The organism is Citrobacter sedlakii (genome assembly GCF_018128425.1).
In the GTDB taxonomy this organism is placed as follows: Bacteria; Pseudomonadota; Gammaproteobacteria; order Enterobacterales; family Enterobacteriaceae; genus Citrobacter_A; species Citrobacter_A sedlakii.
This window is the reverse complement of record NZ_CP071070.1, coordinates 3,263,413-3,285,257: the sequence shown is the minus strand read 5'-3', so window position 1 is coordinate 3,285,257 and position 21,845 is coordinate 3,263,413. Positions and strand designations below refer to the sequence as shown.

Annotated in this window: 17 protein-coding genes; 12 read left to right on the top strand and 5 right to left on the bottom strand. The window is 53.3% G+C overall.

The window, feature by feature from the left end:
• Positions 1 to 13 precede the first annotated feature (13 nt).
• On the bottom strand, positions 14 to 1,189 hold the full coding sequence (locus tag JY391_RS15640; protein WP_211934590.1) for a coiled-coil domain-containing protein: 1,176 nt from the start codon (positions 1,187 to 1,189) through the stop codon (positions 14 to 16).
• A 300-nt stretch (positions 1,190 to 1,489) separates the two neighbouring features.
• On the opposite strand from JY391_RS15640, the gene JY391_RS15635 reads away from it, so the two are divergent.
• From JY391_RS15635 to pheP, 4 genes are all read left to right on the top strand, one after another.
• Positions 1,490 to 2,575, top strand: coding sequence for a YncE family protein (locus tag JY391_RS15635; protein WP_060568954.1), 1,086 nt, complete (start codon positions 1,490 to 1,492; stop codon positions 2,573 to 2,575).
• Positions 2,576 to 2,633: 58 nt separating this feature from the next.
• Positions 2,634 to 4,817, top strand: coding sequence for a TonB-dependent receptor (locus JY391_RS15630; RefSeq protein ID WP_211934589.1), 2,184 nt, complete (start codon positions 2,634 to 2,636; stop codon positions 4,815 to 4,817).
• 122 nt (positions 4,818 to 4,939) lie between these two features.
• Positions 4,940 to 6,913 carry a PhoX family protein gene (locus JY391_RS15625; protein ID WP_211934588.1) on the top strand — a complete coding sequence of 658 codons (1,974 nt, stop codon included), beginning with the start codon at positions 4,940 to 4,942 and terminating at the stop codon, positions 6,911 to 6,913.
• Between the two features lie 102 nt (positions 6,914 to 7,015).
• Positions 7,016 to 8,410 carry a phenylalanine transporter gene (gene pheP / locus JY391_RS15620; RefSeq protein ID WP_211934587.1) on the top strand — a complete coding sequence of 465 codons (1,395 nt, stop codon included), beginning with the start codon at positions 7,016 to 7,018 and terminating at the stop codon, positions 8,408 to 8,410.
• Between the two features lie 72 nt (positions 8,411 to 8,482).
• Here the strand turns inward: pheP and JY391_RS15615 are convergent, their stop codons facing one another.
• The 3 genes from JY391_RS15615 to JY391_RS15605 all read right to left on the bottom strand — a co-directional run bounded on the left by JY391_RS15615 (position 8,483) and on the right by JY391_RS15605 (position 10,556).
• Positions 8,483 to 9,091 carry a helix-turn-helix domain-containing protein gene (locus tag JY391_RS15615; RefSeq protein ID WP_211934586.1) on the bottom strand — a complete coding sequence of 203 codons (609 nt, stop codon included), beginning with the start codon at positions 9,089 to 9,091 and terminating at the stop codon, positions 8,483 to 8,485.
• A gap of 240 nt (positions 9,092 to 9,331) precedes the next feature.
• Complete coding sequence (locus tag JY391_RS15610) at positions 9,332 to 9,871, bottom strand: fimbrial protein (RefSeq protein ID WP_229264056.1); 540 nt, start codon at positions 9,869 to 9,871, stop codon at positions 9,332 to 9,334.
• Between the two features lie 4 nt (positions 9,872 to 9,875).
• The gene (locus tag JY391_RS15605; RefSeq protein ID WP_229264055.1) at positions 9,876 to 10,556 is read right to left on the bottom strand and encodes a fimbrial biogenesis chaperone; all 681 of its coding nucleotides are present in this window, start codon (positions 10,554 to 10,556) and stop codon (positions 9,876 to 9,878) included.
• Between the two features lie 271 nt (positions 10,557 to 10,827).
• On the opposite strand from JY391_RS15605, the gene JY391_RS15600 reads away from it, so the two are divergent.
• The 8 genes from JY391_RS15600 (at position 10,828) to JY391_RS15565 (ending at position 20,592) form a co-directional block, all read left to right on the top strand.
• Positions 10,828 to 11,373, top strand: a complete 546-nt coding sequence (locus JY391_RS15600; protein ID WP_211934585.1) for a fimbrial protein — start codon at positions 10,828 to 10,830, stop codon at positions 11,371 to 11,373.
• Positions 11,374 to 11,510: 137 nt separating this feature from the next.
• Positions 11,511 to 12,215, top strand: coding sequence for a fimbria/pilus periplasmic chaperone (locus tag JY391_RS15595; RefSeq protein WP_211934584.1), 705 nt, complete (start codon positions 11,511 to 11,513; stop codon positions 12,213 to 12,215).
• A 19-nt stretch (positions 12,216 to 12,234) separates the two neighbouring features.
• Positions 12,235 to 14,856: a fimbrial biogenesis usher protein gene (locus JY391_RS15590; protein WP_211934583.1), complete on the top strand. Its 2,622-nt coding sequence runs from the start codon at positions 12,235 to 12,237 to the stop codon at positions 14,854 to 14,856.
• A 122-nt stretch (positions 14,857 to 14,978) separates the two neighbouring features.
• A complete protein-coding gene (locus JY391_RS15585; protein WP_211934582.1) occupies positions 14,979 to 15,938 on the top strand; it encodes a fimbrial protein in 960 nt (319 codons plus the stop codon).
• A gap of 195 nt (positions 15,939 to 16,133) precedes the next feature.
• Complete coding sequence (locus JY391_RS15580; RefSeq protein ID WP_211934581.1) at positions 16,134 to 17,369, top strand: MFS transporter; 1,236 nt, start codon at positions 16,134 to 16,136, stop codon at positions 17,367 to 17,369.
• Positions 17,370 to 17,384: 15 nt separating this feature from the next.
• A complete protein-coding gene (locus tag JY391_RS15575; RefSeq protein ID WP_211934580.1) occupies positions 17,385 to 18,410 on the top strand; it encodes a sugar phosphate isomerase/epimerase family protein in 1,026 nt (341 codons plus the stop codon).
• Positions 18,403 to 19,545 carry a Gfo/Idh/MocA family protein gene (locus JY391_RS15570; protein WP_211934579.1) on the top strand — a complete coding sequence of 381 codons (1,143 nt, stop codon included), beginning with the start codon at positions 18,403 to 18,405 and terminating at the stop codon, positions 19,543 to 19,545. Before JY391_RS15575 ends, JY391_RS15570 begins: the two co-directional genes overlap by 8 nt.
• A gap of 75 nt (positions 19,546 to 19,620) precedes the next feature.
• Positions 19,621 to 20,592, top strand: coding sequence for a LacI family DNA-binding transcriptional regulator (locus JY391_RS15565; RefSeq protein WP_181821829.1), 972 nt, complete (start codon positions 19,621 to 19,623; stop codon positions 20,590 to 20,592).
• 1 nt (position 20,593) lies between these two features.
• Here the strand turns inward: JY391_RS15565 and JY391_RS15560 are convergent, their stop codons facing one another.
• Positions 20,594 to 21,841: a mechanosensitive ion channel family protein gene (locus tag JY391_RS15560; protein ID WP_060568947.1), complete on the bottom strand. Its 1,248-nt coding sequence runs from the start codon at positions 21,839 to 21,841 to the stop codon at positions 20,594 to 20,596.
• Between the last annotated feature and the right edge of the window lie 4 nt (positions 21,842 to 21,845).

Below are 21,845 nucleotides of genomic sequence, written 5' to 3'. Positions count from 1 at the left end.
CAAAACGTTGCGGTTAACCTGCCAGCAGTTCCTGCTCGACGTGTTTTACCTGCACTTCCAGCGTATCGCGAAGCGCAGCTAATGCGCGCTCCTGCTCAGCGAAATACGCTTCTTTGTCCTGTACCGATGTCGCCAGACGCCAGGCGTTTTCCGCTTCCAGTTCCGCAATCTCTTTCAGTAACGCTTCTATCTGGCTGCGCAACTGGCGAATTTTTTTCTGCAAATGTTCCAGATTATTCAGCCTGTCGCTGGCCATCATCGGCTCCAGACCGCTTTGCAACTGCGAAAGCAGCGAACGAATTGCCGCCAGATCGGCATTCTGCCGCGCGAGGTTAAGCTTCACCATTATCTGATGCGCCTTCTCTTTAAGATCATCGGCGACCACGTCAGGATGACACAGGCGGCTGGCTTGTCGCCAAAGGCGCTTAAGCTCATTGCGTTCGTCCGCGGAAAGACGCTGGTCGCGGGCAAAACGGTGCAGGGCGTCCTGCTGCTGTTCCTGGTATTCCTGATATTCATGGGCCGCGTCTTCCTGCGCCTGACGGGCCGCGCCGTCATCATGGTGGGTGGCGTCGCTTTCCAGCTCGCGGATTTCAGCGAGCAGATCGGCAATCAGTTCCGTTTGCTGCTGAATACGCTCTCGCACTGTTACGGCTTCGCGGGAGGTTGAACTTATCGCCATCCATTGCAGTTTGAGCTGCGCTAACCTTTCGATAGCCAGCGAAATATACTGCTGGCAGGCACGATAATCCTTTTCACGCCGTTGACGTTCCACTTCCTGTTTGCGCCGGGCGCTGGCCGCCAGTTGTTGGCGCAACGCCAGAATCCGGCTCATCAATGGGCCAAGACGCAGGTGATACTGGTCATTAAATTCGTCGAGGATCTGAATGCGGGTATTACGGGTGTCGATCAGCTCGCGCAACTGGGCTTCCAGCGCCTTAAGCTCCAGCTTGCTGGCGGCAATGGCCGGGTCCTGCCAATGGGTGAGGGCACGTTGATTTTGCAGCCAGGCGGCGATGTCGCGCATGGCATCGCTGAATCGACCCGATTCAATGGCGAGGGCAATGGCGTAAAGAGCAGGATCGCCAGCCTCTTGTTTTAAATGCACAAGCTGCTGCTGGATAATCTGCTGATCTTCAAGTTCGATAGCGCTTTTAACGATTTCGAGTCGTTTAATGATCTTATTCATGACACCCGTAGCCTGGCATAACCATCCCAAGAATGACGCGATTTAGGTTAAGTCATACTTTTGATATTTATGGAAAAAACAGCAATCTGCATTTTGTGGTCTGTCATGCCTTTTCGTCCAGAATAATTCGCAGAAATTCTCGATTCGCCCATTTTTCGGTGGGACTCCTCACATTCCGAACCCCTGTTTCAAAAAGGGGCTTTTTTAAGCGAAATTTGCTTGCGATGAAAAAGAGAATAAGTATAGTTCTCATTCTCTTTATTATTTTAATGCATTGCCTCTTTCGGTAAGGAACCCGGCATGAAAAAGACCACCACCGTCCTCGCGCTGCTGATCGCGGCGGCGTTAACCGGCTGCGCCACGACGCCGTCGGCCACCGCGACCCCGGCAACGACAGAACATGTGGCCGCGTCAGCGGCTGCGACGGATCTTATTAAGCGCGATCTGGCGGATGGCCTGTACGAAATGGCGCTAAACCCGGCAGGCGATGCGCTGTACGTCGCCAGCGCAGAAGGCTTTAAGGACGTGCAGGGCGGCGTGGTCTATAAGCTGGATGCTAACACTCTGCAAACACTGGGTCGCAGCCATACCGATCTGAAAAACTTCGGTATGGCGATGTCAGCGGAGGGGAAAACGGTTTATGTCACAAATTCGCTGGACGGCGGGCTGAGCGCAATCAATACCGCAGACGGCAAAGTCAAAAACCGGATTCTGTTCCCGGAGCGTAACCCGGAAGGCTTCCCTTACGGCGCCCGTCAGGTGCTACTGCATAACGGACTGCTGTATGTGGGCGCGGTTGCCGATCCGGCAGTGATTTGGGTGGTGGACGCCGGTACGCTGAAGCTGAAAACCCGCATCAAAAACACCGGTAAATGGATGACCGGATTGCACTACTCAGACACCACGCAGCGTATTTATGCCGCGAACGGCGGCGGCGAGATCCTGGTGATCAACCCACGCAATCAGCGCGTCGAGAAGCGCTGGAAGCCACTGGGCGACAAACCGGCTCTGCTGCTGAATATGGCGGAAGATCCGCAAACCGGTCGTCTGTTCGTTACCGACAACTCGAAAGCCAAAACCACGCTGGTGCTGGATATCCACAGCGGCAAAGTGCTGAAGCAACTGGACGTGGGGGATTCCTTAGCCGTGACGTTCAACCCGAAACGTAACGAGATCTACATTACCCAGCGTGAATCCGGAAAATTGCTTAGCCTCAACGCGACCGATTACCGCCTGAAAAAAAGCTGGGATCTGCCGCCGAATCCCAACAGCCTGCTGCTTTCTGCGGATGGTCAGACCCTTTACGTCACCGTAAAGCAAAAATTCAATAAAGACCATTCCACCGACGCGCCGGACAGCGTGGTGCGCATTGCGCTGAACAAATAATAACAAGGCCGGGCAGGATGCTGTCCGGCACCGTTTTTCTTATTTCTATGGCATTCACATGAACAACACCAAAACAGCTCTGGCGCTGACGGTCAGCGCGCTCTCAGTCTCCGCATGGGCGGCAGAAAAGGCGGTTAACCCGGAAGACACCATCGTAGTGCAGGCGGCCACGCGCGGCGACTTCGTTCCCGGCGGCGACACGCCGATGCCCGCGTTTCTTGACGGTCAGGTTGCTAACGGCGGCAGGCTGGGGATGCTCGGTCAGCAGAACGCCATGGACGTGCCGTTCAGCATCATCAGCTACACCGCGAAGCTGGTGGAGGATCAGCAGGCAAAAACCATTGCTGACGTGGTGGCTAACGACGCGGGCGTACAGTACGTTCAGGGGTACGGCAACAGCGCCGAAACCTTCCGCATTCGCGGCCTGAAGTTTGACGGCGATGACATGACCTTTGGCGGACTGTCCGGCGTGCTGCCGCGTCAGGTAGTGGATGCCCAGATGGTCGAGCGCATTGAAATTTTCAAAGGGGCAAATGCCCTGATGAACGGCGCGGCAAGCTCCGGCGTGGGCGGGATGATCAACCTTGAGCCAAAGCATGCGGGCGACGCGCCGCAGGCGAAAGTGGGCGTGGACTACACCTCCGATTCACAGATTGGCGCCACGCTCGATGCAGGCCGTCGCTTTGGCGACAACGACCAGTTCGGCGCGCGCGTGAACCTGGTACACCGCGAAGGTGAAACGACCATTACTGATGACCGCCGCCGTACCACGCTGCTCTCCACCGGTCTGGATTACAAAGGCGACAATTTCCGCACCTCGCTGGATCTGGGCTATCAGAAAAAAACCTTCCACGGCAGCCCGACCAGCGTCAATATCTCCGTGGTCGATTTCATTCCTGCCCCTCCGGACAATAACCGCAATTTCTCGCAGAAGTGGGCCTACAGCGATATCGACAACACGTTCGGGATGTGGCGCAGCGAGTACGACATCACCGACAGCTGGACGGCGTATACCGGTCTCGGCGCGCAGCACGCGCACGAAGAGGGGATCTACAGCGCGCCGAAACTGTTGGACAAGAGCGGCAGGGCCATGGTCAGCCGACTCGACACCAATCGCATTAGCGACACAGTGAGCGGAATGGCTGGCCTTCGCGGGCAGTTCGACACTGGCTTTGTTTCGCACAAGGTGAATGTTGGTTATTCGGCGCAAAGCAAAAACGAAAAGATCGCGTGGAAAATGTCGAAAACGGCGGAAAATCCGTACACCAATATTTATCACAACGGCGGGGTGGCCGCTCCGGACAGCACAAACTCGAACGGGAAGGGGGGAGATTATAGCGACCCCCGGACCAGCGGGCGTACCCGCACACAAGGCTGGTTGCTGAGCGATACGCTGGGCGTATTCGACGACAAACTGTTGTTCACCGTCGGTGCCCGCCATCAGAAGGTGGTGATTCGCGGCTATGACAAAATGACAGGGGCGGAAAACCCCGCTGACGGTTTTGACGGCAGCCGCTGGATGCCAACCTATGGCGTGGTTTATAAACCATGGGAGGAAATCTCGCTCTACGCCAACCATACCGAAGCGCTACAGCCGGGAAAAACTGCGCCCAACACCGCCGTTAACTACGGTCAGAGCACCGGCATCGTTCATTCTAAGCAAAATGAGGTCGGCGTGAAGGCGGACTTTGGCCGCGTGGGCGGCTCGCTGGCGCTGTTTGAGATAAAAATGCCGACGGCCATCCTCGACAGTGAAACCAAACATTACGGGCTGGATGCAGAACAGCGTAACCGCGGCGTGGAGCTGAACGTATTCGGCGAACCGACGCTGGGGCTGCGTCTGAACGCCAGCGCCACCTGGCTGCAGGCAACGCTGACCAAAACCAACAACGGGGTGAATCAGGGGAATGAGGCGATTGGTGTTCCGAACTTCTATGCGGTACTCGGCGCGGAGTATGACATTAAACCGGTTGAAGGGCTTACCGCCACCGCGCGGGTGAATCACTCCGGTTCGCAGTATGCCGATCTGGCCAACAGCAAAAAGCTTAATGACTACACCACGCTGGATCTCGGCGTGCGCTATCGTTTTGCTGTCAACCAGAGTCAGAATCAAATGGTGGTTCGTGCCGGTATTGATAACGTCACCAACGAGAACTACTGGGCCAGCGTGGACGATTCCGGCACCTATATCACGCAGGGCGAACCGCGAACCTTTAAGGTTTCGGTGGGCTACGAGTTCTGAGGTTCCACCTCGTTATCCGGGGCAGGGATGCCCCAACTCCTCTCATTGTTATAAAAATGTAACAAAAGCTTCTTACACTGTTCGCCAACTCCTTACCTCTTGGCCAATGACAGGAAGCCGCTATGGGCAGACCCCTCAAATCCGTTTTTAAAAAAGAACATCGTGACGATATCAACAACCGCAGCGCTAACCCGGTATTCTCTGAGGTGGCGGAGGTATTTCTCTCCCGTCGCCGTTTTTTACAGGCGGGCGCCGTTGCGGGAGCTGCCGTTTCATTCCCCTTTCTGATCAAACCCGAAAATGCCGTTGCCGCGGTATCGAAGCCTTCCGCGCTGGCCAAGGCCGTGTCGCTTGGGTTTACCAGTATCGCTGTCTCAACGGAAGACACGGTAAGGGTACCGGAAGGCTATATTGCCCGCCCGTTCTATCGCTGGGGTGACCCGACGGGGATCAAAAACAGTATGCCGGCATTTAAGCCGGATGCCAGCAACACCACGGACGAACAGGCCGTGCAGGCGGGCATGCACCACGACGGCATGGCGTGGTTCAGTCTGCCGCAGGGGGGGCAAAACCCGGAGCATGGCCTGCTGGCGATGAACCATGAATACATCGACAACGGAATGCTGTTTACCGACGGTACGGCGAACTGGAGTCTCGACAAAGCCCGCAAAGGGCAGAACGCGATGGGCGTGTCGGTGGTGGAAGTGAAAAAAACGGGCGGCGAATGGCAGGTGGTTCGACCGTCTTCCCTGGCCCGCCGCATTACCGTGAATACGCCAATGCAGCTTACCGGCCCGGCGCGGCATCAGGACTTAATGAAAACTGCCGCCGACCCGCAGGGGGAACGCGTGCTGGGCACGATGCAAAACTGCGCCAACGGCCATACGCCGTGGGGCACCTATCTCACCTGCGAGGAGAACTGGTCGGATATTTTTGTCAAAAAAGCCGACCTCAACCCGCTGGAAAAACGCTACGGCATCAGCGACAGCGATGAATCCTACCGCTGGAACGAGGTGGATGACCGCTTCAGCGTCGATAAAACCCCTAACGAGCCCAACCGTTTCGGCTGGGTGGTAGAAATTGATCCCTACGATCCCACCTCCACGCCGCGCAAGCATACCGCTTTGGGCCGCTTCAAGCATGAGGGCGCTGCCGTCACGCTCGCCGCCGATAACCGCGTGGTGGTCTACATGGGGGACGATCAGAAGTTTGAGTACATCTATAAATTCGTCTCGGACAAAAAATACGATCCCGCGAACCGTGAAGCCAATATGAACCTGCTGACGTCCGGCACGCTGTACGTTGCCCGGTTCAACGAGGAGGGGAGCGGCGACTGGCTGCCGCTGGTCTTCGGGCAAAATGGGCTGGATAAAAGCAACGGCTTCGAAAGCCAGGGCGATCTGCTGATTAAAACCCGCCTCGCGGCCGACGTGGTGGGGGCGACGAAAATGGATCGCCCCGAGTGGATAGCGGTCGATCCGCACGCCAGCGGCAGCGTCTACTGTACGCTCACCAACAACAGCGATCGCGGTAAAGAGGGCAAGGCGCCGGTCGATGCCGCCAACCCGCGCGCCAACAACGTGTTTGGTCATATTATGCACTGGCACGAAGAGGGAGCAGACCCTGCTGCCGCCCGCTTCAAGTGGGATATCCTGGTCATGGCAGGACGCACCGACGGCGACGATCCTAAGTCTAAAGGCTCCATGCAGGGCGCGGCGTTCGGCAGCCCGGATGGGCTGTCGTTCGATCACCAGGGCGTCCTGTGGATCCAGACCGACGTCTCCTCCAGCACCATCAATAAGAAAGCGTACGAGGGGATGGGCAATAACCAGATGGTGGCAACCATTCCGGGCACCAATGAGTATCGCCGCTTCCTGACCGGCCCGCGCGGGTGCGAAATCACCGGCATTGCATTTACGCCGGACAACCGCACGCTGTTTATTAACATTCAGCATCCGGGAGAGGGCGGGGATGATATTACCGATCCGGCCAATCCGCGCGCCGTTTCTAACTGGCCTGACGCCAGCCCGAACGGCCGCCCACGATCGTCAACGGTGGTGATTACCAAAGCGGACGGTGGGATCATCGGGTCGTAACGTTTATCCGCCGGGCGCATGCGGTAGCCCGGCGTTAAACTTGCTACCTCCAGCATGAAGTGTTAAAACGTGCCCCTTCTAAAAAAGAGACAGGGGTAGGGCGTGAAAGACGCGTCATCCGCTTCAGGCCGTGGTTGCGCTGAAGCCGCGTCGGATCAGAATCCGACGCTGCAACGTGGTTTGCAAAATCGACATATTCAGTTAATTGCCCTTGGCGGCGCGATCGGTACCGGGCTGTTTCTCGGTATCGGCCCCGCCATTCAGATGGCCGGCCCGGCGGTTCTGCTGGGTTACGGTATCGCCGGGATCATCGCCTTCCTGATCATGCGCCAGCTCGGCGAGATGGTCGTTGAAGAGCCGGTGTCAGGCTCGTTCGCTCACTTTGCGTATAAATACTGGGGCCCGTTCGCAGGCTTCCTTTCCGGCTGGAACTACTGGGTAATGTTTGTGCTGGTGGGCATGGCCGAGCTGACCGCCGCAGGCATCTATATGCAGTACTGGCTGCCGGACGTGCCGACATGGATTTGGGCCGCGGCCTTCTTCATCATTATTAACGCCGTTAACCTCGTGAACGTGCGCCTGTATGGCGAAACCGAGTTCTGGTTCGCGCTGATCAAGGTGCTGGCGATTATCGGCATGATCGGCTTTGGCCTGTGGCTGCTGTTCTCCGGCCACGGCGGCGAGCGGGCGACCCTCGACAATCTGTGGCAGCACGGCGGCTTCCTGGCGACCGGCTGGAAAGGGCTGATCCTCTCGCTGGCGGTGATCATGTTCTCCTTCGGCGGGCTGGAGCTGATTGGCATCACCGCAGCCGAAGCGCGCGACCCGCACAAAAGCATACCGAAAGCGGTCAACCAGGTGGTGTACCGTATTCTGCTGTTCTATATCGGCTCGCTGGTCGTTCTGCTGGCGCTCTATCCGTGGGTGGAGGTGAAATCCGACAGCAGCCCGTTCGTGATGATTTTCCACGATCTGAACAGCAACGTGGTGGCGTCGGCGCTGAACTTCGTTATCCTGGTGGCGTCGCTGTCGGTGTATAACAGCGGGGTGTACTCCAACAGCCGAATGCTGTTTGGTCTTTCGGTGCAGGGTAACGCGCCGAAATTCCTCACCCGCGTCAGCCGTCGCGGCGTGCCGGTCAATTCGCTGTTCCTTTCCGGCGCGATTACCTCGCTGGTGGTGTTGATCAACTACCTGCTGCCGAAAGAGGCCTTTGGTCTGCTGATGGCGCTGGTTGTCGCCACGCTGCTGCTGAACTGGATCATGATCTGCCTGGCGCACCTGCGCTTTCGCGCCGCCATGCGCCGCAAGGGACGCGAGACGCAGTTTAAAGCGCTGCTCTATCCGGCGGGGAACTATATCTGTATCGCGTTCCTGGCGCTGATCCTGGTGCTGATGTGCACCATGGATGAGATGCGTCTGTCAGCGATGCTGCTGCCGGTGTGGGTGGTGTTCCTGTTTGTGGCGTTTAAGCTGCTGCGTCGTAAGGCACAGTAACGACAGGCCTGGCCCGATGGTATTGGCGCGCCATTGGGTCGAGACCTGGCTTCAGGAAATTCGCATCTTCGATTAATAATCGTCAGGCAATTTATGGATGTGCGTCAAAATGCCGCGTTTGATTTCGATGAAGCCGCCAGTACGTAAGTCGCCTAATATCGTCATAATTCGGCTACGGGAGATCCGGGTTTTTTCCTGAATGTAGTCGCTCACGTTGATATTAAGACGTAAATCCTCATCTTCCTCCATGAACGCCAGCAGATTAAGACGAATCAACTCATACGTCGACAGTCCGGCGGACGCTTTATGTGCATGAAGAAGCTGCTTAATGACGTACATATACACATATGAAACCTCCTTCCAGAGATTGTTTTTATCTATGATTTCAAGTACGTACTGTGAGGGGATAATTTCATAACGAATATTGTTATACGCTTTTAAAAAAATATCAGCATTGGTATTTACGAAGGTGTTCATGCCGATAATCATGGGGGCTTTGATATATTTGATTAAAAGCTGATCGCTGCTGCGATAAGCCGCTACCAGGCCTTCATGAAGCAAAAACGTCATTGTCTCGGGCTGGTAATCCACAGAGATAAGCTGCCGCGGACGTCCGTTACGTATCCGCTGCGAATCAGAAATGGCATTGATAATTGTTTTGATTTGGTCTTCAGGCTTCATACAGATAAAAGTCCCAGAAAGATACGCTTCTATTAAAAATAGTAGAGCAGATTAACAGAATTATGTTTTTTTACTTCAAAGCTGAGAAGTTTTGTTTATGACTAATGAGGCTTTACAAACTTAGCGGAAGGCGTCAGGTAGGATAAGGCTGGTATCATCTTTAACTTCCATGTGAAAAAATGCAGTAAACCACGCTGGAAACGTCAATCCGTTGGTCGGTTCCAGCCTAATCGTCATTCTTTAGTTATAAGTAAATGTCATGGTGACAACGGAAACAATTGAGCCAGGCGTAACGCCACCGTTTTTACTGTATGCCCGCGCCTGCAATGACCATGTAGGTTTACCCTCTAAGGGGATGTTAAGCGTTGATGTTTTACCGTTCCCATAAGGTTCACTGGCATTTCCCTGGAGCTGAACTGCAACATTCGTGGCTGTGCCAGTATTAGTATACAACGAATCAGGATCCGCTGAGTCTGCTGTACCGTGAAAGGTTGCGGTCACACTGGAAGTGCCTGGTGGACAGTTTTCTAAGGAGACGCTGAAGTTAACCCAGTGTGAGGCGGAGCCAGCGGCGTTTAACATTGACGTTTGTAAGTCAACGCCGTCACCCAGATCTATCGTCATATTTTTACTGTCCGTACTGACTTCGCAGGGTGAAGCAACAATATTCCCTGTAATGTTCAGCATCACCGGATCGCTTGCATATGACGTTCCGGGAAATGGCATCGAAGAGAGGAAAGAAACGACGGCGGAAAGGATAATGTTTTTTACCAGAGTCATAACGTTAACCATTTAAAGATATGGAATGTATTTTCCCTATAGCGCCGTAGTCGCTGATTATGCTGTACTGAAGCGTCCCGGCTTTAACCCCTTCGGGAAGGTTGAAGGTGGCGATACTTTCCGGTGAAACCCAAGACACATCCTGTAACTTTTTGCCCGCAATTTCTATCATATTAAAATTAATGAAACACGCTGAAGGGTTTTTTACCTCCAGTTTATCTCCCGAAATATGCCAACTTAACTTATTGCTCTCCGTTTCGACATCCATTCCTTTTAGCTTTTCAGGACGGTAAATAAGCTTAATATTGGTTTCAACGGCGATTTGTAAGGTGTTCTTCTCCCGTGGCGCGGAGGGGATGGCTTTGACACGAAGCCAGTACATCGACTCTATATTCTGTGGCAGAGAACCGGTTAGCACGATGCGCATCAGGTTTTCTTTTCCGCTATTCAGCCGATACAACGGAGGGGTAATAATGAACGGGGGTTTCTGTAAACCACCTTGTAAATCGTCAATTACCGCTTGTATCAGATAAGGCGTGTTATCTGGATTACGAACGCTAAAAGAGATTTCTTTTTTACTACCATCATATAATACTCTTGTGCCACCCACAGTCACTGTGGCATAAGTATTATGAACGGCAACTGCCAGAAAGCAGGCTAATAAAAGACGGCACAGGTTAAACAAGACTACTCTCCAGAACTGGCTAATAATACATTGACGCAATCTAACGAAAGTGTGTAACAATAGACATTTGTTACTGAGGTGCTCAATTTATCGCCGCTATTGTCTGGCGTCTCTCTTTTTTTTGTCCACTTTAAAGTCCAGAATTGGATTTTCTTTTATTTGTTACGTTAAATGCCATTTGTAAGAATTAGCATCGATAAAACACCACGCAGGTATTTTATTAAAAAGGACTGCTTAATCCCCAAAGTTATTAAATTTCAGGAAGTTTTACATGAAAAACCATATTATTTCATTAGCCATTGCCTCTATTATTGCGGGTACTACATTTGCTGCCCAGGCGGCAAGTACGACCACCGTTAGCGGCGGAACGCTTCAGTTTCAGGGATCGGTAGTCGATGCTCCTTGCTCTGTGAGTTCTGATTCTGAAAATGGCATTATTATGCTAGATCAGGTCACGCTGACGAGTCTGGGCGCGAAAGGTGAGGCTTCTGGTCAAGCCAAAGCCTTCAATATCGCACTGGAGGATTGTGATATTACAACGTATACCAACGCTACTGTCACTTTTAACGGCCAGTCAACGCCGGATCAAGCTGGGGCACTGGCAAATACAGCAGGCTCAGGGGCTGCGACAGGAGTGGTATTACAATTGTTTGGACCGGATGGTAATAAATTAAATTTAGGCGAAGCATCTTCCAGCCAGACGTTATCTACCGGTACGAACTCCATTCCGGTTAGCGTGGACTATGTAAAGTCTGCTGATACGGCGACTGCGGGTGCGGTCGAAGCGGTTGCGACTTTCCAGATCTCCTATTCTTAATAGAAAGCGCTCTCCTGGCTCTGAAGAGCAGGAGAGCTTTTTGATTGATATATCAGACCTTTTCCATCCGGATTTATTTCTCTGTTTTGAAAATGCTTATGCTGCCGTCAGCATAAATATCACTTTTTGGAAGTATTATGAAATATTTGGTATCAACGATTACACCCGTAAAAGGTGTAATTTCTGCACTTTTATTGTCTTTTAGTTCAGTAAATATCTCGATGGCCGCTGGCGTTTCGCTTAGTGCCACCCGCCTTATTTATCCGATAGGCGAAAAACAGATCAGTATTAATGTCAGAAACTCAGCCGTGAAGGAGTCATTTTTGGTTCAGTCATGGGTTTCTGATTCACAAGGGCAAAAATCTTCTGATTTTATCGTAACGCCTCCCCTGTTTATTCTGAAGGCCGGTAAAATAAATGTCCTGCGTATTATTTATAATGGTCCTTCGTTACCCCAGGACCGGGAATCTGTTTTTTATCTTAACAATAAAGCAATCCCTTCAACGGAAAATAAAGTAAAGGGCATTAATACGTTACAAATAGCGACTCAGTCTGTGATCAAATTATTTATGCGTCCACAGCAACTTTCCGTCAGACCCGCGGATGCGCCTGGGATGTTACGCTGCCGGTTTACGGATGGAAAACTGACTATTTCAAACCCTTCGCCTTACTTCGTTACACTGGTGAATTTTACGGTGGATGGGAAAAAACAGCGTAACACGATGGTTCAGCCGATGAACGACCAGACGATGTCGATTACCGGGACAGCCAACAGTATCGTTTCCTTTCAGAGCCTCAATGATTTTGGCGCCCTGACGTCGTCAGTCCTCTGTAAAGCGTGACAATGTGTGGAAAGATGCAATGAAATTGGGCAAAAGAGCATGTGCGAAAACTTTCTACAGGTGGCGATTATCCCCTCTGGCGTTAACGGTGGGGTCATGCCTATTTTCAGGTAACGTCATTGCTGAGGAATATTTCAACCCTGCCTTTTTGACCGATGGCAGAGGTCGGGTAGCCGATCTGTCAGGATTTGAAGACGGTAACGTTCAGGCTGCTGGCGTTTATCGCGTTGATATATTTCTAAATAATGATTTTATTTCCAGCCACGATGTCGATTTCCGTTCTTTGCGTTCTGTTGGAGCGCAAGAAACATCAGATGATGGGACGGGGCTGGTAGCCTGTTTATCGCCAAAATCGTTGACTGACATGGGCATGGAACTCAATCTCCCCGAAGAGAAAAAACAGTCAGAGAGTGGGCAGTGTACGGACATTTCGTCATTAATCGAAGGTGCTAAAGCGTCGTTTGATTTTGCTCATCAACGTCTTGACCTCAGTGTGCCTCAGGTGGCTTTAAAAAATGTCGCGCGCGGATACATTCCACCTGAAAAATGGGACGAGGGGATCAGTGCCTTATTAATAAACTATACCTTTACGGGCTCATCCAGTAAGGACAACGGCAGCAGTAATAATAGCCAATTTTTAGGCCTGAACGGCGGAATTAACGTTGGTCCCTGGCGTCTGCGCGACTATTCCACTTTTAGTCGCAATACCAACAGCGGAACAGCCGTCAGTCAGTGGGATCATGTGAGTAGTTTTATTGAGCGTGCCGTTATTCCTCTTAAAGGAGAATTGACGATAGGGGATAGCTATACCACTGGCGATGTTTTTGATAGTGTCAGCTTTCGGGGGGTGCAAATTGCCTCTGACGATAATATGTTGCCAGACAGCCTGAAAGGTTTCGCGCCAACAGTGCGCGGCATTGCCAAAAGCAATGCGCAGGTTACGATTAAGCAAAACAACTATGTTTTGTATCAAACGTATATTGCGCCGGGAGCATTTGCTATCGACGATCTCTTTCCTACGTCATCAAGTGGAGATTTGACCGTTGAGATCAAGGAGAAAGACGGTTCATTAACCACCTATACCGTTCCTTATTCTGCGGTGCCGTTGCTGCAACGTGAAGGCCGCATTAAATATGCTCTGACGGTGGCAAACTACCGCACAAGCAACGATCAGCAAGAACAAAGCCCATTCGGTCAAGGAACGATTATTTGGGGGGCACCGCACGGCTTAACGCTGTACGGCGGCACCCAAATTTCGCAAAGATATAGATCTCAAGCCGTAGGAGCAGGGATCAATATGGGCGGATGGGGAGCCGTTTCGGCAGATATTACCCATGCCAAAAGTATGCTCATTGATGACAGCCAGCATTCCGGACATTCATTACGCCTGCTTTATGCAAAATCGCTAAACGATCTGGGAACGAACTTTCAGTTACTCGGTTACCGGTATTCTACCTCTGGTTACTATACCTTTGAGGATACAACCTACCAGTCTATGTCTGGCTATAAAAACGATCCGGAAGAAAGTGAAGACAACGATCGTCCGCGTTGGTTTGACTATTACAATCTGTACTATACGAAACGTGGAAAGATCCAGGTCAATATTTCCCAGCAGTTGGGAAAGACGGGGTCGATGTATCTAAACGGGAGTCAACAAACATACTGGCATACGGATAGTAAAGATACGCTCGTGCAACTGGGGTATAACACCACCTGGCATGATATTAATATTGGCGTAAGTTACAGCTACAGCAAAACGTATGGACAACCTGAAGCTGATAAAGTAATGGCGCTGAATGTCTCTTTACCTCTGAATAAATGGCTAACGCCAGAGGGGACAGCCCGGCGTAACTCGACGTATGCGACGATGAGTATGAGTAAAGATAACCACGGTAGCGTTACGCAAAATACCGGAATAAGTGGAACCTTACTTGAAGGAAATAACCTGACTTATAGCGTTCAGCAAGGATATGTTAATCAGGGATCCGGCTATAGCGGCAGCGTCGGCCTTTCGCATCAGGGCGGCTATGGCAATTCGAATATGGGTTATAACGTCAGCGGTAAGGGGGAGTCCCGGCAGTTGACTTATGGCATTGCGGGTGGCGTTGTTGCGCACCGGCATGGAATTACTTTCAGCCAGCCGTTAGGGGATACGAACGTGTTGATTGAAGCGCCAGGCGCTAAGCAGGTGAAAATCCAGAATGCTACGGGAGTTTCAACGGACTGGCGTGGTTATGCGGTTGTGCCTTTCGCAACAACCTACCGTAAAAATCGTATTGCACTGGATACCACTACGCTTAGCGATAAAGTGGATCTGGATGGGGCCGTGGTGGACGTTGTTCCGACGAAAGGCGCGCTGGTTAGCGCTTCCTTTAAGGCGCGCGTTGGCATCCGGGCGCTCCTCACTTTAAAACATAACGATATTGCTATTCCTTTTGGCTCAACGGTGTCCCGCGACGATGATGGTTCCGCTGGGATTGCTGGCGATGGCGGTCAGGTCTATTTGTCGGGTCTGGCAACGAAAGGGACGTTAAGCGCACGATGGGGGGACGGGGCAGATCAACGCTGTAGCGTGAATTATCAGTTACCGGAAAGCGCAGAAAACGCTGTGGTGACGCAACTGACTCTGAACTGCCGTTAATGCGTGAAACGCACAAGTCATTATTATTCTCGTGTACCAGGCAGGACATAGATTTACCGCATGTCTGGCATTTTTATTTAACCAATATGACACTTTAAACGTCGACGACCAGTGTAATCTTTATGCGTATTTTCTCACTTTTTTATTTGATTGTGGCTTGTTTGATATTTGGGGTATCCCCCGTGCACGCTTGCACAAATACCTATTCTACGGCATCGATTGTGCTGGATCCCGTTGTGGTACAGCGAGACACGCCGGTGGGTACGGTTATACAGACTAAATTTGCACATCCCGGGCCGGGTCAATATCAAACGGATCCTGCGGGATGCGCCGATGCCACAACAATGGTTTTTAATGGTGGAATCCCTACGTCCGTTGAACATACGTATAAAACGGGGGTTGAGGGTATTGGCATCAGGGTGCTTTATCATAATACCCATGGTGATTTTTATGCTGAAAATCCTACCGGTTGGCCCCCAATATATTGGGCAGGTACTGCGATAGACTATATCAAGAGTATTGAGGTTAGTCTTGTAGTCACTGGATCCGTATCTTCCGGAAGTATTAAGGCTGGACAGTTGAGTACATTTTATTATGGTGGTTATGGCGGCACCCCAAGCCCTGTTTCCTATCTTAACCTCGCCTCACCGGTGCAGGTGACAAAAATAGCATGCGTAGTCACTACGGCGAATACATTAAGTTTCCCGATGGGAGAGGTTCAGGCTTCGCAATTTATCGCTGAAGGCACTCTTTCACAAGAAACGGCCACGGCGAATTTAAATCTTAATTGCGATGAAGAGGCCAATATTAAAATTACATTAGAGGGCGTTCAGAATGCTGACACAACTAACACAAGTATACTGGCGCTAAGTAACCAGGGTGAAACTGGCGTTGCCGAAGGTATTGGCGTGCAACTGCTTTATAATGGCACTCCGCTAAAATTAAATGAAAGATTAACGTTAAAAAAATCCGCCGGCGGACAGGAAAGTTTTCCATTTACCGCGCGCTATATTCAAACAAAAGATAACGTTCACGCCGGAAGAGCGAATGCGACGGCCACGTTACATATCACTTATCAGTAGACGCCACGGAGTTTAAACGCGCTTTGACAGAGAGATAAAACCTCCGTCTTAAAAATGGCCTGCAGAACAGGGGGAGAGGAAATACCGTGACCCCCCTCCCAATTCTGTTTCGATCCGCAGGATCTTTAATTTGTAATCGATTACTTTTTGTTTGTTGCATTTTGTAATCGATTACTTTTAAGGGTGAGGCTTATCATGGTGTCAACTGAAAGTAGTGAAAAGGCGATAACACAGCACCGGCTGCTGGTGCCGCGTCTGTCGCTGATGATGTTTCTGCAGTTTTTCATCTGGGGGAGCTGGTCGGTCACGCTCGGCCTGGTGATGACCCGGCACAACATGTCTTTGCTGATCGGCGATGCGTTCTCCGCCGGGCCAATCGCCTCCATTCTTTCGCCGTTCGTGCTCGGGATGCTGGTGGACCGCTTCTTCGCCTCGCAGAAGGTGATGGCGGTGATGCACCTGGCGGGCGCGGCAATCCTGTGGTTCGTACCGGGCGCGCTGATTGCCGAAAATGGCGCGCTGCTGATTAGCCTGCTGTTTGGCTACACGCTTTGCTACATGCCGACGCTGGCGCTGACCAACAATATCGCCTTTCACAGCCTGGCAAACGTAGATAAAACTTTCCCGGTGGTGCGCGTGTTCGGCACCATCGGCTGGATCGTGGCGGGCATTTTTATCGGCGTCACCGGCGTGGCGTCCAGCGTCACCATCTTCCAGGTGGCGGCGGCAAGCTCCGTGCTGCTGGCTCTCTACAGCCTGACGCTGCCGCACACGCCGGCTCCGGCGAAAGGCCTGCCGGTCAGGGTGCGCGATCTCTTCTGCGCGGATGCCTTCGCGCTGCTTAAAACCCGCCACTTTTTCGTCTTCTCCGTTTGCGCGATGCTGATCTCCGTCCCGCTGGGAACCTACTACGCCTACACCGCCTCGTATCTGGCGGATGCCGGTATTGCCGACGTCAGCACCGCCATGTCCTTCGGGCAGATGTCCGAAATCTTCTTCATGCTGGTCATCCCGCTGCTGTTCCGCCGCCTGGGCGTGAAGGTGATGCTGCTGATCGGCATGCTGGCGTGGTTCGTGCGTTATGCCATGTTCGCGCTGGGCGTCAGCGAGGAGGGGCGCATCCTGCTCTATCTCGGCATCCTGCTGCACGGCGTCTGCTACGATTTCTTCTTTGTCGTCGGCTTTATCTATACCGACCGGGTCGCCGGTGAAAAGGTCAAAGGTCAGGCCCAGAGCATGATCGTAATGTTTACCTACGGCATCGGCATGTTGCTCGGCTCGCAGATTTCCGGCGCGCTCTATAACCGCCTGGTGGCCGGGCAGACCGTGCCGCAGGCGTGGGTGACATTCTGGTGGATCCCGGCGGTGGCTGCCGCGGCGATCGCGCTGATTTTCCTTCTCACGTTTAAGTATGACGATGACAAGGCGTAATGTTCAGGAGGGGGTATGAGGACGATAAAAGGGCCCGGCATATTTTTGTCGCAGTTTATTGGTGAGAACGCGCCGTTCAACACGCTTGACGGGCTGGCAGGTTGGGCAGCGGCGAAGGGTTACAAAGCGGTGCAGATCCCCTGTAACCATCCGCACATTTTTGATGTCGAGAAAGCCGCAGAAAGCCAGGCCTATTGCGATGACATCACCAGTAAGCTTGCCGCGCATGGGCTGGTCATCAGCGAACTGTCGACCCATCTGGAAGGGCAGCTTGTGGCGGTAAACCCGGTTTACAGCGACGCGTTTGACCATTTCGCGCCCGCGTCCGTGCGCGGTAACGATGCGGCGCGCCGGGCGTGGGCAACAGAAAAACTGAAGCAGGCGGCGGTGGCGTCCTCCCGGTTAGGCCTGAAGGCCCATGCCACCTTCTCCGGCTCGCTGGCGTGGCCGTTTTTCTACCCGTGGCCGCCGCATAACGAGCAGCGTTTTCAGGAAGCGTTTCAGGAACTGGCAGACCGCTGGCTTCCGATTCTGGACGCCTTCGACGAGCAGGGCGTTGACGTCTGCTTTGAGCTGCATCCGGGGGAAGATCTGCATGACGGCGTGACCTTCGAGCGTTTTCTGGCGCTGGTGGATAACCATCCGCGCTGCAACATTCTCTACGACCCAAGCCATATGCTGTTGCAGCAGATGGATTATCTGACTTTTATCGACATCTACCATACGCGTATAAAAGCGTTTCACGTTAAGGACGCCGAGTTCCGCCCCAGCGGGCGCAGCGGCGTGTACGGCGGCTATCAGCCGTGGATCAACCGCGCTGGCCGCTTCCGGTCGCTCGGCGACGGGCAGATTGACTTTAAAGGTATCTTCAGCAAGCTGACCCAGTACGACTACGACGGCTGGGCGGTGCTGGAGTGGGAGTGCTGCCTGAAGGATGGCGATATCGGCGCCAGGGAGGGCAGCGCGTTTATCCGCCGCCACATCATTCCCGTTTCCGGACGCGCGTTTGATGATTTTGCCGCAGGGGGCAACGATGATTAACGTCGGCATTATCGGCAGCGGGTTTATCGGCCCGGCGCATATCGAGGCGCTCAGGCGCCTCGGGTTTGTGCAGGTGGTGGCGCTCTGCGACGGTATGTTTGCCGGGGCGCAGGAGAAAGCGCGCCAGCTTAACGTGCCGCACGCCTGCGCCAGCGTGGAGGAGCTGCTCGCATACCCTGATTTGCACGTGGTGCACAACTGCACGCCGAACCATCTGCACGCGGAGATCAACCGCAAGATCCTGCGTGCGGGTAAGCACGTATTTTCCGAAAAACCGCTGTGCATGACCCCGGACGAGGCGCGCGAGCTGGTGGCGCTGGCGGAGCAGGCGGGCGTGGTGCACGGTGTGAGCTTCGTCTATCGCCAGTTTGCGATGGTGCGCCAGGCGGCGAGTATGATGCGCGCGGGCAGCATCGGGCGGCTGTTTGCTTCGCACGGCAGCTATTTGCAGGACTGGATGCTGCTGGAAACCGACTACAACTGGCGGGTGGATGCGGCGCTGGGCGGCGCGTCGCGGGCGGTGGCGGATATCGGCTCCCACTGGTGCGACACGGTGCAGTTTGTCACCGGCAGGCGCATTACGGAGGTGATGGCCGATCTCGCCATCGTCTGGCCGACGCGCAAGTCTAACGTAGCGGGTAATCAGACCTTCACTCAAGACGAAAACGCGCAGTACGAAGACAAGCGGGTCACCACCGAAGATTTTGGTTCGGTGCTGTTCCGCTTTGACGACGGCAGCAAAGGCAGCTTTAGCGTCTCGCAGGTGAGCGCCGGGCGCAAAAACCGCCTGACGTTTGAGATCAACGGCAGCGAGCGGTCGGTGGCGTGGGATCAGGAAATCCCGCAGCAGTTGTGGATCGGCCATCGCGCACAGGCCAACCAGGCGCTGAGCGACGATCCGGGGCTGATGAACCGCGATGTGGCCGACAGCGCCCACTTCCCCGGCGGGCACATTGAAGGCTGGCCGGATGCCTTCAAAAATATGATGGCGCAGTTCTACCGGGCGGTACAGGCGGGCGCGATGCCGGAGGCGCCGCAGTTCGCAACCTTCCATGACGGCGCAAACGTGATGTATATCATTGATGCCATTGTGAAAAGCCATCAGCAGCAGCGCTGGGTGCGCGTTGAACAATGACGCGTTGCCCGGTTCGCCGGGCAACAAATTTATGATAGCCTGCACAAAACGCTAACCGCAGGATGTGTCGTCGTTATGTCTATTCAGAAAATCGCCAGGCTGGCTGGCGTGTCGGTGGCTACGGTGTCGCGCGTGCTCAATAACAGCGATACGGTGAAGGCGAAAAACCGCGAGCGGGTGCTGCAGGCGATCAAAGAGAGTAACTATCAGCCAAACCTGCTGGCGCGGCAGTTACGCACCGCACGAAGTTATATGATTCTGGTGATGGTCTCTAATATCGCGAATCCGTTTTGCGCTGAAGTGGTCAAAGGCATTGAAGAAGAGGCGGAGAAAAATGGCTACCGGATTCTGTTGTGCAATTCCGGTTCCGATATCGAACGTTCCCGTTCGGGCCTGAGTCTGCTGTCCGGCAAAATCGTCGACGGCATTATCACCATGGATGCCTTCTCGAAACTGCCGGAACTCGCGGAACTGATTGGCAATGCGCCGTGGGTACAGTGTGCGGAATACGCCGATGCGGGCGCGGTTTCCTGCGTGGGAATTAACGACGTCGATGCCTCGCAGCATGTGGTCAGTCAGCTTGCCGACAGCGGACGGCAGCGTATTGCGCTTATCAACCATGACCTGAGCTATAAATACGCCCGTCTGCGTGAGCGTGGTTATAAGAGCGTCATTCACCTTCGCGATCTCGATTACCAGGCGGTGGAATACGCCAGCGATCTCAGTTCCGGCGCGGGCAGGAAGGCGATGCAAGCGTTACTCCAGAATACCCCGCCGGATGCGGTATTTGCTGTTTCCGACACGCTGGCGGCAGGGGCGCTACGCGCCATTGAACAGGCCGGGCTGCGGGTGCCGGAGGATATCGCCGTGGTAGGGTTTGACGGCACGGAAGTGGCGGAAATGGTTTCACTGACCACCATCGAACAACCGTCGCGGGATATCGGGCGCAAGGCGGTCGAGCTGCTTTTAAATAAGATCGATAATCCGGATGCGCCGACGGAAAGGGTGATGATGAACTGGCGCTATGTTTCGCGCGCCAGTACCTGACTTATTTCGGCAATGCGCTGGCCAGCGAGCGAATATCGTTGCCGGTCGGCGACTGATGAATGCGTAAACCAAACTCTTCCACCACCGAAAAAATGTGGTCGAAAATATCGGCCTGAATACTTTCATATTCCAGCCAGACCACGGTATTGGTGAAGGCATAAATTTCCATCGGCAGTCCGTGATCGTCCGGGGCGAGCTGGCGCACCATTAACGTCATATCCTGGCGAATGCGCGGATGGTTACGTAAATACTCGTTCAGATAGGCGCGGAAGGTGCCGATATTGGTCATCCGGCGATGGTTTAATACGGATTCCGGCGCATTGCGCTGCTGGTTCCAGGCGTCAATTTCCTGATGACGGGTGTCTAAATAGGGTTTCAGCAGTTGCGCTTTATACAGGCGCGCTTTTTCATCTTCATCAAGAAAATGAATGCTGGTGGCGTCAATGTTGATGCTGCGCTTAATACGCCGACCACCGGAAGCCGACATGCCGCTCCAGTTTTTGAACGAGTCAGAGACCAGCGACCAGGTCGGAATGGTGGTGATGGTGTTATCCCAGTTACGCACTTTTACGGTCGTCAGTCCGATGTCGATCACCGCGCCGTCCGCGCCGTATTTCGGCATCTCCAGCCAGTCGCCCAGCTTAAGCATGTCGTTGGCGGACAGTTGGATCCCGGCGACCAGCCCCAGGATTGGATCTTTAAACACCAGCATTAACACCGCCGCCATCGCGCCCAGGCCGCTTATTAAAATCGCTGGCGACTGGCCAATTAACAGTGAAATCATCAGAATGCCAACGATAATCGCGCTAATCAGTTTGATTCCCTGAAAGATGCCTTTGAGCGGAAGCTGAGATGCCGCCGGTAATTTCTGCGACAAATTAAAAATCACGTCCAGCAGGGAGAACAGCGACAGCAGGGCATACATCATGATCCACAGCTGCGCGCAGGTGGTTAACATTTCTGCCGCCTCGCTGCCTTTTTGCAGCCACAGCGCCGCCTGGATATTGACGATGATCCCCTGAAGGGTAAACGCCAGGCGGTGGAATAATTTATTTTGCGTAATAATTTGCAGCCACAGGCGCGAACTGGCGGTGGCGCGTTTTTCGAATGTGCGTAGAACCACCCAGTGCAAAATGATATGCACAATCACGGCGGTAAGGAAAATAATGCCAAAAATCATCACCAGCGACGTGGTGTGATTCATCTCTATACCCGCTAAATCTTCGACCTGGGTAATTAAATCCTGCATAACG